This window comes from Halovalidus salilacus, from assembly GCF_031852275.1.
GTDB classification, from domain to species: domain Archaea; phylum Halobacteriota; class Halobacteria; order Halobacteriales; family Natrialbaceae; genus Halovalidus; species Halovalidus salilacus.
In genome coordinates this window covers 2,082,866-2,098,081 of the sequence record NZ_CP134700.1, presented here as the reverse complement: position 1 = coordinate 2,098,081, position 15,216 = coordinate 2,082,866, and the positions used below count along the sequence as shown (strand labels likewise).

At 66.0% G+C, this 15,216-nt stretch carries 14 protein-coding genes; 5 read left to right on the top strand and 9 right to left on the bottom strand.

What is annotated here, in order from left to right:
* Positions 1 to 8: 8 nt before the first annotated feature.
* The gene (locus RJT68_RS10470; RefSeq protein WP_407036505.1) at positions 9 to 365 is read right to left on the bottom strand and encodes a hypothetical protein; all 357 of its coding nucleotides are present in this window, start codon (positions 363 to 365) and stop codon (positions 9 to 11) included.
* An 11-nt stretch (positions 366 to 376) separates the two neighbouring features.
* Entirely contained in the window at positions 377 to 1,921 is a 1,545-nt protein-coding gene (locus tag RJT68_RS10465) for an acyl-CoA carboxylase subunit beta (protein WP_407036504.1), read from the bottom strand.
* 162 nt (positions 1,922 to 2,083) lie between these two features.
* Here RJT68_RS10465 and RJT68_RS10460 point away from each other — a divergent pair, with 162 nt between their 5' ends.
* Positions 2,084 to 3,433 carry a sodium-dependent transporter gene (locus RJT68_RS10460; protein WP_407040301.1) on the top strand — a complete coding sequence of 450 codons (1,350 nt, stop codon included), beginning with the start codon at positions 2,084 to 2,086 and terminating at the stop codon, positions 3,431 to 3,433.
* Positions 3,434 to 3,464: 31 nt separating this feature from the next.
* Here RJT68_RS10460 and RJT68_RS10455 read toward each other — a convergent pair whose 3' ends face one another.
* Positions 3,465 to 4,181, bottom strand: a complete 717-nt coding sequence (locus tag RJT68_RS10455) for an SDR family oxidoreductase (protein ID WP_407040300.1) — start codon at positions 4,179 to 4,181, stop codon at positions 3,465 to 3,467.
* A gap of 167 nt (positions 4,182 to 4,348) precedes the next feature.
* On the opposite strand from RJT68_RS10455, the gene RJT68_RS10450 reads away from it, so the two are divergent.
* Positions 4,349 to 4,531 carry a hypothetical protein gene (locus RJT68_RS10450; protein WP_407040299.1) on the top strand — a complete coding sequence of 61 codons (183 nt, stop codon included), beginning with the start codon at positions 4,349 to 4,351 and terminating at the stop codon, positions 4,529 to 4,531.
* 124 nt (positions 4,532 to 4,655) lie between these two features.
* The gene (locus RJT68_RS10445) at positions 4,656 to 5,333 is read left to right on the top strand and encodes a glycerophosphodiester phosphodiesterase (RefSeq protein WP_407040298.1); all 678 of its coding nucleotides are present in this window, start codon (positions 4,656 to 4,658) and stop codon (positions 5,331 to 5,333) included.
* Positions 5,334 to 5,369: 36 nt separating this feature from the next.
* Here the strand turns inward: RJT68_RS10445 and RJT68_RS10440 are convergent, their stop codons facing one another.
* A complete protein-coding gene (locus RJT68_RS10440) occupies positions 5,370 to 5,759 on the bottom strand; it encodes a secondary thiamine-phosphate synthase enzyme YjbQ (protein ID WP_407040297.1) in 390 nt (129 codons plus the stop codon).
* Positions 5,760 to 5,969: 210 nt separating this feature from the next.
* Between RJT68_RS10440 and RJT68_RS10435 the strand changes: the two genes are divergently transcribed.
* Both RJT68_RS10435 and RJT68_RS10430 read left to right on the top strand, forming a co-directional pair.
* Entirely contained in the window at positions 5,970 to 7,928 is a 1,959-nt protein-coding gene (locus RJT68_RS10435; RefSeq protein WP_407040296.1) for a 3-hydroxyacyl-CoA dehydrogenase/enoyl-CoA hydratase family protein, read from the top strand.
* Positions 7,929 to 7,974: 46 nt separating this feature from the next.
* Complete coding sequence (locus RJT68_RS10430) at positions 7,975 to 8,448, top strand: PaaI family thioesterase (protein WP_407040295.1); 474 nt, start codon at positions 7,975 to 7,977, stop codon at positions 8,446 to 8,448.
* Positions 8,449 to 8,590: 142 nt separating this feature from the next.
* On the opposite strand, the gene RJT68_RS10425 is transcribed toward RJT68_RS10430, so the two are convergent.
* The 5 genes from RJT68_RS10425 to RJT68_RS10405 form a co-directional block, all read right to left on the bottom strand.
* Positions 8,591 to 9,109, bottom strand: a complete 519-nt coding sequence (locus RJT68_RS10425) for a winged helix-turn-helix domain-containing protein (RefSeq protein ID WP_407040294.1) — start codon at positions 9,107 to 9,109, stop codon at positions 8,591 to 8,593.
* Positions 9,110 to 9,176: 67 nt separating this feature from the next.
* Positions 9,177 to 10,022, bottom strand: coding sequence for an alpha/beta fold hydrolase (locus RJT68_RS10420; RefSeq protein ID WP_407040293.1), 846 nt, complete (start codon positions 10,020 to 10,022; stop codon positions 9,177 to 9,179).
* A 306-nt stretch (positions 10,023 to 10,328) separates the two neighbouring features.
* Positions 10,329 to 13,091 carry an ATP-dependent helicase gene (locus RJT68_RS10415; protein ID WP_407040353.1) on the bottom strand — a complete coding sequence of 921 codons (2,763 nt, stop codon included), beginning with the start codon at positions 13,089 to 13,091 and terminating at the stop codon, positions 10,329 to 10,331.
* 222 nt (positions 13,092 to 13,313) lie between these two features.
* Entirely contained in the window at positions 13,314 to 14,246 is a 933-nt protein-coding gene (locus RJT68_RS10410) for a hypothetical protein (protein WP_407040292.1), read from the bottom strand.
* 115 nt (positions 14,247 to 14,361) lie between these two features.
* Positions 14,362 to 15,153 carry an N-acyl homoserine lactonase family protein gene (locus RJT68_RS10405; protein ID WP_407040291.1) on the bottom strand — a complete coding sequence of 264 codons (792 nt, stop codon included), beginning with the start codon at positions 15,151 to 15,153 and terminating at the stop codon, positions 14,362 to 14,364.
* Positions 15,154 to 15,216 lie beyond the last annotated feature (63 nt).

Below are 15,216 nucleotides of genomic sequence, written 5' to 3'. Positions count from 1 at the left end.
CGAGGTGTTCAGAAGCGATCCGTCCGTCCCGCGGCCGACCACGCGTTCGTCGGCGCGTCGCGCGGGACGCGAGCGTGACGGTGCTGTTGGGCCCGCAGACGACCGCTGAACGCCCACCGCTTGCCGTCCCACGTCTCCGCCTCGGTCGCGGCCGCCGCGGCGACGGCCAGCGCGTGGTCGTGCAGGTGGGCGCCGACGGCGGCGGCGATGGCGGCCGCTTCCTCCTCGTCGGCGGTATCCGGAATGTCGAGTTCGACGTCCGAGAGGACCGCCGCCACGTCGGACCCCTCGCGCTCGTCCCCGGAGCGATCGTCCGCCGCGGGCTGTGCCGTCTCGGCCGCGTCCGCCTGATCCTGTGATGCCATTGGAACCTGTCCTACAGCGGGATGTTGCCGTGTTTCTTGTCCGGGTTCGACTCGCGCTTCGTCTCGAGCATCTCGAGGTCGTCGATGAGGCGCGGACGGGTCTCGGTGGGGAGGATGACGTCGTCGAGGAACCCTTTGTCCGTTGCGGTGTACGGGTTGGCGAACTCCTCGCGGTACTCCTCGATGAGTTCGTCGCGGAGTTCGTCGGGGTTCTCGGCCTCCTCGAGTTCATTGCGGTAAAGGATGTTCACCGCGCCCTGGGGCCCCATGACGGCGATCTCTGCGGTCGGCCACGCGTAGTTGACGTCGGCGCCGAGGTTCTTCGACGCCATGACGCAGTAGGCGCCGCCGTAGGCCTTGCGGGTGATGACGGTCAGCAGCGGCACGGTCGCCTCCGCGTACGCGTAGAGGAGTTTCGCGCCGTGGCGGATGATCCCCCGGTGTTCCTGATCGGTGCCGGGCATGTAGCCGGGGACGTCGACGAAGGTGACGATCGGGATGTTGAACGAGTCGCAAAAGCGGACGAACCGCGAGCCCTTCATCGAGGAGTCGACGGTGAGGGTGCCCGCGTTCACGCGGGGCTGGTTGGCGACGATGCCGACCGATCGGCCGTCGAGGCGGCCGAAGCCGACGACGATCTCCTTCGCGAAGTTCTCGGCGACCTCGAAGAACGAGCCCTCGTCGACGACGCGGTCGATGACGTTCACCATGTCGTAGGGCTTCTGGGGGCTCTCGGGGACGATCGACTCGAGTTCCTCGTCCCGTCGGTCGGGGTCGTCCCACGGTTCGACCCGCGGCGGATCCTCGACGTTGTTCTGCGGGAGGTACGAGAGGAGCCGCTTGATGTCGTCTAAGGCCTGCTCCTCGCTCTCGCAGGCGAACTGGGCGACGCCGGTCTTGTTGGCGTGGGTCACCGCGCCGCCGAGTTCCTCGTGGGTGACGTCCTCGCCGGTGACGGTCTTGGTGACGCCGGGCCCGGTGATGTACATGTGGCTCGAGTCTTTCACCATGAAGATGAAGTCGGTGATCGACGGGGAGTAGACGGCCCCGCCGGCGCAGGGCCCCATGATCGAGGAGATCTGGGGGACGACGCCGCTGGCCTCCTGGTTACGCCGGAAGATCTCGGTGAAGCCCGCAAGCGACTTGACGCCCTCCTGGATGCGCGCGCCCGCGGAGTCGTTGAGTCCAACGATGGGAGCGCCGACTTCCATCGCCATGTCCATCACCTTGCAGATCTTCTCGGCGAAAACCTCGCCGAGCGAGCCGCCGAACACCGTGAAGTCGTGTGCGAAGACGAAGACGGTCCGGCCGTTCACCTCGCCGTACCCCGTGACGACGCCGTCGCCGGGGATCTTCTTTTCCTCCATGCCGAACTGGCTGGTCTGGTGGGTCCGAAGCTGGTCGAACTCGGTGAACGTGCCGTCGTCGAGGAAGTAGTCGATCCGCTCGCGGGCGGTCATCTTGCCCTTCTCGTGCTGGCGCTCAATCCTGTCCTCGCCGCCGCCGAGTCGGGCCTCCTCGCGCAGCGCTTCAAGCTCGTCGATTCGCTCTTCCATCGTCACGGTCGAAGCACCCCTATCGGCTTCATACGCCGATGTGCGATGAGCAACTGGAAAAGGATTCCGCAACTCCTTCACGATTAATAACTGTTCAGCTGACAAACTCTATACGTACCACAAAAAGTTATATATGCTTTCTGTTTAGATATCAGCCGAGCTATGGTACAACGTGAAACGTGGGCAACGAGAACAGGCTTTATCCTCGCCGCGGTCGGCAGTGCGGTGGGGTTAGGAAACGTATGGCGGTTTCCGTATCAGGTGGGTGAATTCGGCGGGGCGGCGTTTCTCGTCGTCTACCTGCTTCTGATCGCGGTCATCGGGTTCCCGATCATGCTGGTCGAATTTACCGTCGGCCGGTACACCGACCGCAATCCGGTGGGTGCGCTCAAACAGATCGGTCGAGGGCCCTGGAAGCGCATCGGATGGGTGTTCGTCGTCGCCGGGTTCGTCATCCTTTCGTACTACAGCGTCATCGCTGGCTGGGTCTTGCAGTACATGGCCTACGGGCTGCAGGGCAATTACGCCGCAGATGGTGCAGCGCAATTCGGGAGTACGGTGGGTGGAGTGACACCCGTCCTGACCCACGCCATCTTCATGGCCGCCGTCATCGCGGTCGTCGCGCTCGGCATCCGCCAAGGTATCGAACTCTCGGTGAAATTGATGGTCCCGGCGATAATCGTTCTCTCCGTCGGGCTGGCCGTCTACGCGGCAACGCTCCCCGGCGCCGGCGAAGCTTACGCCTATTACCTGTCACCCGATCTGGGAACAATCACAGCGGACTGGACCGAGATCCTCCCTGCAGCCGCTGGACAGGCGTTTTTCACCCTATCACTCGGGATGGGCGTGATGATAACCTACGCCTCCTACCTCGGGGAGGATCGCAACCTCGCGAAAGACGGGGTCATCATCGTCGGACTCGACACGATGATCGCGTTCTTCATGGGGCTCATCGCCTTCCCGATCCTACTGTCTGGCGACGTCGGTGCGGCCGACATCGGCACAATCGGTGACGGACCGGGATTCATCTTCATCGCCCTCTCACAGGCGTTCGCCAACGTCCCCCTCGGGGGACTCCTCGGGGCCGTCTTCTTCGCGACCGTCACCGTCGCGGCGCTCTCGAGTGCGATCAGCATCATGGAAGTCGTCGTTTCCTACCTGATCGACGAACACGGCGTCGACCGCGTTCCTGCGACGGTCGGCCTCGGGATCGCGATCTTCCTCGTCGGCGTTCCGGTCGCCTACGACGCTTCACTCAGTTGGCTCACGGTCTACGACGAACTCGCGAACAACATCCTGCTCATCCTCGGTGCGCTGTTACTGTCCATCTACATCGGCTGGATCAAAACGGATCTCGGCCTCGAGGAACTGAGCAAGGGGATCCGAAACCTCGGCGCGTGGGGTACCTATTGGATCTGGGCCCTCCGGATTCCCGTCGTCGTTATGCTGATCGTGATCCTCGGGCTGAATGCGGTCGGTGCCTACGAGGCCCTCAGCGGAATCGTCGGCTGATCGACGGCACCGATTTCGATCTTTTCGCCGGTCACGCTTCCCCGTAGACCGGCACGGCCGCGCCGCTCGTGACCGAAGAGGCGTCGCTGCACAGAAACGCCATCACGTCCGCGATGTCGGCCGGATCGACCCACGAATCGTGATCCGCGTCGGGCATCATCTCGCGGTTCATCGGCGTGTCGATCACGCTCGGCATCACGCAGTTCGCACGAACGGTCCCCAGGTTCTCCTCCGCGAGCGTCTCCGTCAGGATTCGAATACCGGCCTTCGTGATCCGGTACGGCCCGTCGCCCTCACCGCCCTCGAGCGACGAGCGCGCGCTCACGCTCACGATCGATCCCTCCGTCTCCTCGAGGTGGGGAAGGGCGTGTTTCGAGGTCAAAAACGCCGTCTTCAGGTTGATATCGACGAGGAAGTCGAACTCCTCGAGGTCGGTTTTCTCGATGGGGGCGCCCCCGCGCCACGTCCCCGCGATGTTGAGCGAGTGGTCGAGCCGTCCGTGGTCGTCGACTACCCGTTCGAGCAGGTCCTCGACCTCCTCCTCGTCGGTCAGGTCGGTCTCGTAGAAGTGGGTGTCCGCGTCGGGCTCGAGCAGGCTGTCCTCCTCGTCGGGCGCGACGACGTCGACGGCGCAGACGGTCGCGCCCGCGTCCCGGAATCGGTCGACGGCCGCGCTCCCGAGCGCGCCGCTCGCTCCCGTGATCAACGCGACGGTTCCGTCGAAGTCGAACTCGGCGGTCGGTGACATACGAACGGGTCCGACGGCCCGAACGAAGAATCCCGGGGACGATTCGCACGTCGTCGTCTCCGAGGAACGACTCGCCGCGTTCGTCACCCCGCGCACTCGGACGTATCGGCTAGTCGCCGAGATCCCTTATCCCCTCGTGCGTCATAGTCTCACACGGTGAGAACGTAATGACGACGAAGCGAATAACGAGCGTCGAGACTGAAGTGGAGTGCCCGCGATGCGGGGAGCCCTCGAGCGTCGCGGTTCCGGACGGGAGCGAGATCTCGGTCCGGTCGACCGTCGCCGCCTTCGGCGACCACGAGACCGTCACGTGTTCGAGGGGGCACCGGTACTGGGTCTACTCCTGTTAGCCCTCCCCGATCGAACGCTGATGGTCGAGTCGCGGTGCGTCCGGTCGGACGTCCGACTCGATCGGTCGTCGGATCGTACATCACCTTCTTGATCGCTGCTACCGTCGGCTAGAGGTGCCTCCGCATGCGACTCGTCGCCCACCGCGGATTCGCGTCGACGGCCCCCGAGAACACCCTGTCTGCCCTCGAGTCCGCCGCCGAGTCGGGAGCCGACGCCGTCGAGTTCGACGTCCGGCGGTGCGGGAGCAGCGAACTCGTCGTGGTCCACGACGAGACGCTGGACCGGACGACCGACGGGACCGGTCCCGTCGCCGAAACCCCGTTCGAGGACCTCCGGGCCCGCACCGTGCTGGGTACAACCGAACGAATCCCCACGTTCCGAGAGGCGCTCGAGGCCGTTCCGTCGTCGCTCGAGATTCACGTCGAACTGAAGGAGACGGGCGTCGCTGCCGACGCCCTCGCGACGGTGGCGGAAACGGTCGACCGAGACCGTCACGGGCGGGTCCTCCTCACGTCGTTTCTCCCGTCGGAGATCCGGACCGTTCGCGACCGCGACCCCGACCAGCCGGTCGGAGTGCTCGCCAGCAGGCGACTCGAGGCGCCGGTGACGAGGGCGGTCGAACTTGGCTGCGACGTGATCGGTGGGAACGTTCCGCGGTGTCTGCCGACGTCGTTCGTCGCCCGGGCGAGGGCGGTCGACCTGGAGGTTCTGGCGTGGACGATCGGGCGACGGACGACGGCGAAACTCCTCGAGAAGCGGGGCGTCGACTGGATGTGCGCCGATCGGCCGATCCGCCTCTAACGCCAACTCCGCGATTCGATCGCCGACGACGGTCGCTCAGTCGCCGACGGTCGTGACCGACACCGTCCGCGTTCGCGGGCCGTCGCACTCGACGAACAGGATCGACTGCCACGTCCCCAGCGCCGGGTCGCCGTCCTCGACGGGGACGGTCACCGATGGCCCGAGCAGGGTCGCGCGGAGGTGGGAGTCCGCGTTTCCGTCGGGTTGATCGTGGGCGTGTCCCGTATCCGGAACGAGGCCGTCGAGGAACGCCTCGAGGTCCCCGCGCAGTCGCGACTCGTTCTCCTGGACGACGAGACCCGCGGTCGTGTGGCGAACGAACGCGGTACAGAGGCCGGATTCGACCCCGTCGGGGATCGCGTCACGCACCCGATCCGTGACGTCGACGATGGTCAACCGTTCGTCGGTATCGACGGTGAACTCCATGTCAGAACGGACACGGGGATTCGAGAAAGGGGTTATCCCCGCCGGCGAACGATCGCCGTCCGCGTCGCGACCGCAGGGTACCGAGCGTCGATTTCCGATATTCGCTTCCGGTTCGCGTGGCCGAACGACCTGAGCCCACCCGAGTGAACTCTTTAACATTGGAAAGAAATTGTCGGTGCTGTTAAGGCGGACCCGGTCGACCTTCAACCCATGTCATACGGAACCATCGAGCGCGTCGCCGTCCTCGGCGCGGGGAATATGGGGCACGGAATCACGGAAGTCACCGCGATGGCCGGCTACGACGTCGCCATGCGGGACATCAAAGACGAGTTCGTCGAAGACGGCTACGAGCAGATCCGCTGGAGCCTCGAGAAACTCGAGGAGAAGGAACTGATCGACGAGTCCGCCGAGGAGATCCTCGACCGGATCGAGACGACGACGGACCTCGAGGAGGCAGTCGCCGACGCCGACCTCGTCATCGAGGCCGCGCCGGAGAACCTCGAGCTGAAACACGACATCTTCGCCGACCTGGAGGAGTACTGCGACGAGGACGCGCTGCTCGCGACGAACACCTCGAGCCTGCCGATCACGGAGATCGCCGAGGTCGTCGACGCGCCCGAACGGGTTCTCGGGCTACACTTCTTCAACCCGCCGGTGAAGATGGACCTCGTCGAGGTCATCTACGGCGAGGAGACGATCGACGAGGTCGCCGAAGCCGGCTACGAGTGGGTCGAGTCGATCGACAAGACGCCGATCTACGTCCGCAAGGACGTCCGCGGCTTCGTCGTCAACACCATCGTCGGCCCGTTCGGCGACGAACCCGCCTGGATGGTCTCGGAGGGCGAGGCCACCATTCGGGAGGCCGACGCCGCGATGTCCCACGAGCGGGGCTACCCGATGGGTCCGTTCGAACTCGCCGACCTCACCGGCATCGACGTCGGCTACCACGTCCGCAAGGAGGGCGGCACCGACATCCCGCCGATCGTCGAGGAGAAGGTCAAGGCCGAGGAACTCGGCCAGAAGACGGGCACGGGCTACTACGACTACGAGGACGGCGACGGCGCCGACTACCAGCCCGACGACGCTGGCGACTTCGACTGGCTCCGCGTCGAGTCCCGGATGGTCAACCGCGCGGCCTACCTCGTCGGCGAGGGCGTCGCCACCCCCGAGGAGGTCGACACCGGCGTCCAGCTCGGCCTCGGCTTCCCCGAGGGCATCTGCCGCCGGGGCGACAAGCTCGGCCTCGACACCGTCCTCGAGAAGCTCGAGACGCTGCACGAGGAGACCGGCCACGAGCGCTTCGAGCCCCACGCGTACCTCGAGGAGCTCGTCGAGGAGGGCAAAACCGGCGAGGATGCCGGCGAGGGATTCTACGAGTACGACGGCGACGACGGCAACCTCGACTCCTACCACGATATCAACGTCGAACTCGACGAGGGCGTGCTGCGCGTCGAACTCGACCGTCCCTCGCGCATGAACGCGCTCTCGCAGGACCTGCTGAACGAGATCGACGACCTCTTCTCGACGGTCGACGTCGACGAGGTCCGCTGTGCGACGATCGAGGGCGCGGGCGACCGCGCGTTCAGCGCCGGCGCGGACGTCTCCGGCTTCTCGAGCGCGAAGCCGACGGACCTGATGGACGTCTCCCAGGCGTTCGAGACGGTCAACGAGTTCCCCCGACCCGTCGTCGCCAGGATCGACGGCTTCTGCCTCGGCGGCGGCCTCGAACTCGCGCTCGCCTGCGACCTGCGGATCGCGACCGAACGGTCGTCCTTCGGCGCCCCCGAGATCAACCTCGGTCTCATTCCCGGCGCCGGCGGCACCCAGCGACTCACCCGCATCCTGGGCGAGACGCGCGCGAAGGAACTGGTCTTCCGCGGCGAGCACATCGACGCCGAGCGCGCCGAGGAGTGGGGGCTGATCAACCGCGCCGTCCCGCGCGAGGAGTTCGACGAGACCGCCGAGGAGTTCGTCTCCGACCTCGCCGGCGGCCCGCCGATCGCGCTCAAAATCGCCAAGAAGGTCATGAACGAGGGCCAGGACGCGAGCATCGACGCCGCCCTCGCCATGGAGAGCCAGGGCTTCGGCCTCCTCACGAGCACGGAGGACGTCCTCGAGGGGACGATGGCGTTCGCCGAGGACCGCGAACCCGAGTTCGAGGGGAAATAACGAACGCGTAAGTGCGACCGCGAATAATTCGGCACCGATCATCACCATGCAACGGGATTCGGACGAGACGTCGACGGGCGGATCCGACGCGGACGAGGAGGCGGATTGGCCGGAGTGGGGCGACTTCGTCGAACGCCACGGCTACCTCTCGTGGCTCGGCGTCAGCGTCGAGCACCTCGAGGACGGGCGGGCGATCCTCTCGATCGAGCGCGACGAGGACTTCGAGAATCCGGTCGGCAACGACGGTCACGACCCGGTCCACGGCGGCATCGTCGCGACGCTCATCGACACCTCGAGTGCCTTCGCCCTCCGGAGCACGTTCGAGGATCCCGACCGGGCGCGGCTCACGACGGTCGACCTGAACGTCTCCTACCTCCGGCCGGCGCTCGGCGACCTCCGCGCGGAAGCGGAGGTCATACGGGCCGGGCGGACGACGGGCGTGACCGACGTGAGCGTCGTCGGCGACGCGGGCGAAGCCGCCGTCGGGCGGACGACGTACCGATTGTTCAGGACGGACTGACGGATCGGAACGATCGGAGATATTGGAGACGAGAGCGGTACGGATTCCTTCCTCGGTGTGAACGGACGTCGATCGGCCGAAAACGGCGGACGACGCCCGGTCGGACGTCGGTGGACGACGTCCCGTCGGTACCCGACGGACGTCACTCGGCGTCGTTCAGGAGATCCTCGTAAATCCGCGGATCGGTCCTGAATTTGAGAACGTTGTGAACTACGGAGTTGCGGATGTTGGCGATCACGTGGCCGTGTTCCTTGTAGCACTCGTGGATCCACCGGGAGACTTCCTCCCGGGTCCGGAACATCATCACCGTCTTCCACTGGTACTCCCCGTCGGAGAGGAAGTAAAACAGCGTGTGCTTGTCGTCCCGAATGTGTTCCATCGCGTCCCGCCACCCCTCCGCGTAGTGGTCGGTGTTGAACTTGAACTCGAACAGCGCGAAGGTGTAGTACTCCTCGTTCGGGATGATCGCCTCGCGGAAGACGCCCTCGTCCCGCATCCGGCGGATCGACTCGCTGATCGTCACGTGCGAGACGTCGATGCCGTACGCTTCGTCGAGGATGTTCGTCAGTTCGCGCGACGATAGTTGCGGATCGTTCGCCAGTTCGCACAGGATCGCGACGTCGCGGTCCTTGAAATCCCAGTTCGGTGGTTCGTCGACCATGGTGAATCGGTGTCAGTGTCGTTCGGTGGGCGCTTCTCGCTGCCGCAGTCTCGGTCGGCGCACGCGGTCACCCCTCGAGGAACGAGACGAGTCGCTCCGCGTACGTCTCCGCCCGATCCTCGACGACCCAGTGGTACGCGTCGGACAGCGGCGACAGCTCCGCGTTCTGAAGGTCGTCGGCCAGCCGCTCGGCGTACTCGTACGGCTGCATCACGTCGTCTTCGGCCCACAGCAACAGCGTCTCCGCGGTGATCGACCCGTAGTCGAGTTCCGTCGTGTGGTTCGTGTTCGTCGCTACCGCGTTCCGGGAGAGCGATACTTTCCCCTCCGGAGTCAGCCACGGCGCTTTCATCCCCTCGACGAACTCGGGGTCGGCCTCGCCGTAGGCGCCGCCGGCGAACGCGCCGTCGAGTTGCTCCTCGAGGTCGTCGTCGTCCATCTCGGCGGTCTCGGGCAGTCCCAGGTTGGCGATGAACTCGACCGGCCAGGAGTCGTAACAGACGACGTTCGAGAGCACCAGCTTCTCGACCGCGTTCGGATTGTGCGCGGCGTACCGCAGCGCCACGCCGCCGCCGATATCGTGGGCGACGAGCGTCGCCGTCTCGATTCCGAGGCCGTCGAGGAGGTCCTCGAGCATCAGTTCCTGCGCCCGGATCGACCGGTCGAAGCCGTCGGTCATCTCGGAGTTGCCGTAGCCGAGCATGTCGGGGGCGATCGTTCGCCGCTCCTCGGCGACGGCGGGGACGACCCCCCGCCAGAGGAACGACCAGGTCGGGATTCCGTGGACGAAAACGACCGGCGGCTCGTCCGCGTCGTTCGGTCCGGCCTCGTGGTAGGCGACCTCGAGGTCGTGACCGTCGACCGTTACGGCGGTCGTCAGCTGTTCGTCGCTCCAGGTCTCGTGATCTGTCATGATTTGATAGCAGTGGTGACGGCCCTCTCGCGCCGACGTACCGTGACATCCCTTCTCAGAATAAAAATACGTTCCGGTGAACCCTACCGTTGTTAACCGCGACGGGAGTTCGCGCAACCGATGCAAACGGATTCCGGCGGCGATGGCCGGGGGTATTCACCCGTTCCGACACCGCGTCGGCGGTCGACCGGTCGGCGGGGCGGACGGGGTCGCGGTGCTGTCGACGTCTCCCGGTCGATCGGCCGGACTCACGGTGTGGCAGACGCCGACGGGTCGTCGACCTCGCCGCGTCGCCGACGCCGTCGCTCACTCGTCGGCGGCCAGCCCGGCCAGCGACTCCTCCCCGATCTCCTCGAGGACGTGCTCGTGGAACGACTGCAGGGCCGCGCTCTCGTCCTCGGCGAGGACGACGTCGCTCGCGGAGAGGGTCGCGAGGCCGAACGCCCGCGGCGTCGGCCAGTCGAGCAGCCGTCGCGACACCTCGACCTCGCCCGCGTCGATCCGCGCGACGAGGTCCTCGAGTTCGGCGACGTTGAGTTTGTCATCCAGGATTTCGCGGTAGGTCTCCTCGATCACCGCGAAGTCGTCGAGCCCCTCAGCGAAGCCGAGCAGCATCTCGCTCGAGACCTGCTGCTGGCTGGCGGACTTCTCGTAGCCCTTGTACCGCTTCAGGATCATCAGCGAGCGCGTGGCGTTGATCCGGAAGTACCGCTGGAGGAGGTCGGTGCCCGACAGCGCCCGCCGGAGGTCGTCCCGAACCCGCTCGGGATCGAGGTCGTCGAGGATCCCCTCGAGGTCGACCTTTCGGTTCAGGGGCATCGAGAGGACGAAACCGTTGTCGGCGACGGCGACCCGGACGTTGGTGGTCGCCTCCTGGGCGCACCGGTAGGCCAGCAGGCGCGAGAAACCGTCGTTCAGCTTGCGCCCGTAACTCGAGTGAATGTAGTAGTGGCGCTCGTACTCGTCGCGGTCGCGCTCGACCTCGATCGCGAGCAGGTCGGGGGTGCTCACGCTCTCGGGGCCGGCGTACCGACACTGGTAGTCGAAGAGGCGGGCGATGGCCCGGACGCTGTCGTCGTCGAGCGGGAAGTCGCGGAGCCACGCTCGCACGCGGGGCGGACCGCCCGCCTCGTAGTGCTCGAGGAGGGCCTCCTGGAAGGCGAGGATCTCCCGGCCCAGGTCGTACGAGAGCGGGAGGCGCTCGGAGTACCACGAGGGGACCGTGGGACGGGCGCTCGTCCGGTCGACGTACACCTTCGAGCCCCGACGGTAGCGGTACTCGAAGTGGTCGCCGCCGAGGACGAAGACGTCGCCCTTCTCGAGCGTGTCGAGGTAGCCCTCGTCCAGCTGTCCGACCCATTCGTCGGTCGCCCGGGTGTAGACGTCGCAGGTGAACGAATCGGGGATCGTCCCGATGTTGGTCATGTAGATCACCCGGGCGAGGCGGCCGCGCTTGCCGATCAGCGGTTCGCCGACCGGGAACTCCTCGTGGTGGTGCTCCCCGTCGGGCGGGTCGTTCTCGTCCCGCCAGACCTTCGCGTAGACGTTTCGATCCTCGAGGCCGGCGTACTCGGCGGTGAGGTAGCGCATCAGGGACTCCCACTCCTCTTCGTCGTAGTTCCGGAAGGGGTACGCCCGCCGGAGGATCGCCTTCACCTCGCGCTCCGGGCGGATCTCGGCGATCGCCATCCCGTAGACGTGCTGGGCGGCGACGTCCTGGGCGTTCTCGGGGATCGACACCGAGTCGACGAACCCCTCCTCGGCCTTCTTCAGCATCACGGCGCACTCGAGGAGTTCGTCGCGGTCGAGGGCGAGCACGCGCCCGGTGACCGTCTGGCCGACGCGGTGGCCGGCCCGCCCGACGCGCTGGAGCAGCGCCGCGACGGATTTCGGCGACCCGACCTGCACCACGAGATCGACGTGGGGCATGTCGATCCCGAGTTCGAGGGACGTCGAGGACGTGACGACGTCGAGGTCGCCCGCCTTGAGCTTTCCTTCGATCCGGTGGCGGACGTCCTTCGACAGACTGCCGTGGTGACACCCCGAGTTCTCGTCGTCGTACTCGTCGAAGCGCTCGCGCAGGTTGTGCAGCACGCGCTCGGCCCCCGAGCGGGTGTTCGTGAACACGAGCGTGTTCGTGTGCTCCTGGATCAACTCGTGGAGTCGCCGGTAGAATCGGTCCTGGACGATATCTCGGGGCGTATTGATCAGGTCGTCGGTCGGACACTCGAGTTTCAGGTCGAACTCGCGGGCGAATCGGGCGTCGACGATCTCGTACTCGCGGGGGTCGCGATCCGGCGCTTCACGGCCGACCAAGAATTCCGCCACCCCCTCGAGCGGTTCGATCGTCGCCGAGCAGCCGATCCGGGTGATCTCCTCGTCGGCCAGCGCCTCGAGGCGCTCGAGGCTCACCGCGAGGTGCGTCCCCCGCTTCCCCTCGGCGAGCGAGTGGATCTCGTCGACGATGACGTACTCGACGTTGCGAAGTTTCTCGCGGAACTTCGGGGAGTTGAGCAGGATCGCGAGCGTCTCCGGCGTCGTGTTCAGAATGTGCGGCGTCTCCCCGAGCATCTTCTGGCGGTCGCTCGAGGAGGTGTCGCCGTGACGAATCGCGTGGCGGATCTCGCCCATCTCCTCGTCGCCGTCGCGCTCGGCGACGATCTCCTCGATGCCCTCGAGGGGCACCTCGAGGTTCCGGTGAATGTCGTTAGCCAGCGACTTCAGGGGGGAGACGTAGAGGCAGTAGACGGCGTTCTCGAGGCCGTCTTCGGACTCGCGATTTTTCTTAAACAAATTATTTATGATTGATGCAAAGCTTGCTAGCGTCTTTCCCGACCCCGTGGGCGCGCAAATGAGCGTGTTGGTTCCCTCGTAGATCCTCGGAATCGCGCTCTCCTGGGGCGGGGTGAAGAAGCCGCCGTTCTCGGGAACGAACTCGCCGAACTCGCGGAGCCACCACTCCTGCACCGCGGGCTCGAGCAGGTCGAACACCGCCTCGTCGCCGATCTCGACGCCGTCCGGATCGAACGGCAGGTCTCGCTCGGGCACCGGCAGTTCGCTCCCGTTCATCACCCGCGTCTGGGCGCCGCGCGCGTAAGAGGGTTTGGCCAGCGGAGTGAAAGTGAACGATCGATTCTGCGCCCGCACCTGGGCCGCTCGAGCGGCGAGCGCCAACCGATCGACGCCGGCGCTCGTCGGGGGAAGGTCACGAGTCGTCACCCGAACCGCGCTCCTGCTCCGGGGAGGTAAACGGGAGCGTCGCGGCCGTCCGCCTGGTCACCGTCGCCGTTCTCAGGATGAACGAACAGAAGATCGACAGGGGGACCAACCCGATCGTGAGCATCGCCGGGGCAACGACCGAGAGCGCGGGAATATCCCCCGGCCGACTGGGTGAAACGGTCGCGAGGAGCAACCCGGTGAGCGCCGCCCCGATAGCGGGGAGACCGGTGTACAGGAGGATCCGCGAGAGCGCCGAGAGTTCCTGCTGGAGGTAGATCGACTTGAGGTACTGCCTGGCGACGTCGATCTCGCCAACCGCTCGAGGAGGTCGTCGATCGCCTCCTCGACGTCGGGCGGTACGTCCGCGTCGTGCTCGGACTTGATCCGTCGCAATCGATTGAACTGCTCCGCGTAGTTGGTCTCGAGCAACGTCGAGAGGACGCCGAACGTGCCCGTCCCCGATCGTTTGAGGAGGCCGTCGACCCGATCGAGCTGTTCGGTCAGCGTCGACACCACCTCGTCGAGTTCGTCCGCGGCCTCCGGACCGGTGTCCGTCCGCGCGAGGCCGCCGAGTCGCTGAGCTCCCTCCCGCGTCGCCTCGACGAGCAGACGCAGGAACCCCTGGGGCATGACGGGCGCGACCTCGCCCGCGGCCTCCTCGACGTCACCCCTGAACGAGACGACGTTTCCGATCTGGGACTTGAGTTCGCTGGGCGTGCTCAGTTCCCGCGAGAGGAGGATCTGATTGATCGAGACGACGACCGTGATGAGCGTGAGATTCCCCGTGATCAGACCGCTGAACGCGTAGAAGAGGGCCTGGACGTTCTCGAGGGGTACGAGATCGGACACCACGAGCGCCGACACGTACGTTCCCAGGACCGCCGCGATCCCCGCTCCGATCAGCCCGCGATTCCCGCGAAGCAGAATCCAGTCGACGTACCGCTCGCGCCGTCCGCCCCTCGGTTCCGAGGCCCCCGACTCGCCCGCGGAACTCGTCTGCTCCATCGTCCAGACGGACTACGCACCGGACGTCCATGATGGTCGTGCGTGCACACGCGGCCGTCGGCCGTCGACGAGCGCGAGTGGGCCGATCCGTCGTCCGCTGAACCGATGGATTCGGTTAGAGTTCGTCCCGGAGGACCTCGAGGTCCTCCGGGTCGTGTCCGCGGATGACCGTGGCGTCGTGACGGCGCTCCTCGTCTTTCAGCAGTCGGAGGCTGTCGTACCACGCCCGTTTGGACCAGAGGAGGTCCCCGCCCATCGGATGTTCGTCGCGGTAGTTGGCCCGGACGTACGCTTGATCGCCGGCGATGATCAGCAGGCCGTCGTCCAACTCGAGGCGGACGCCGAGCAGGCCGGGCGTGTGGCCGGGCAGGTGGAGGAACTCGAGGCCCTCGAAGCGGTGTTCGCGCTCGCCGTGGACGACCTCCCAGCGCAGGTCGTGGTCGAAGTCCCCGCGGACGTAGGCGGTGGAGCCTTCGTCGGTGACGGTACTGTAGTAGGCGTACTTCAGTTCCTCCTCGTGGACGAAAATCGGGACGTCCGTGCCGTCGAAGGCGTACAACCCGCCGGCGTGGTCGAGGTGGAGGTTGCTCTGGATCACGTAGTCGATATCGTCGACGGCGTACCCGGCTTTCTCGAGGTCGTCCTCGAGCGGTCGAAGACCGGTGTGTTCGAAGGCGGCGTACAGGTCGTCCGGCCAGTGGCCGGCGTCGGCCTCCGGGTGCGAACCCGTATCCCAGAGGATCGTTCCCTCCGGGTGATCGATGACGATGTTGTAGACCGGCCCGTCGCCCATCACCGCGTCCGGATTCGGATCGTCGGCCGTCCCGACGACGGCTCCCTCGAGGATGTGGTTGACGTCCGTCGTGATGGTCCCCCTGTCGATCGGCGTGATGGTCGCGTCTACCATGAACACCTCTTCGCGACGACCGAGTGACAGATATACCTGTGGAATGCGGTAGGGCGCGGCCTC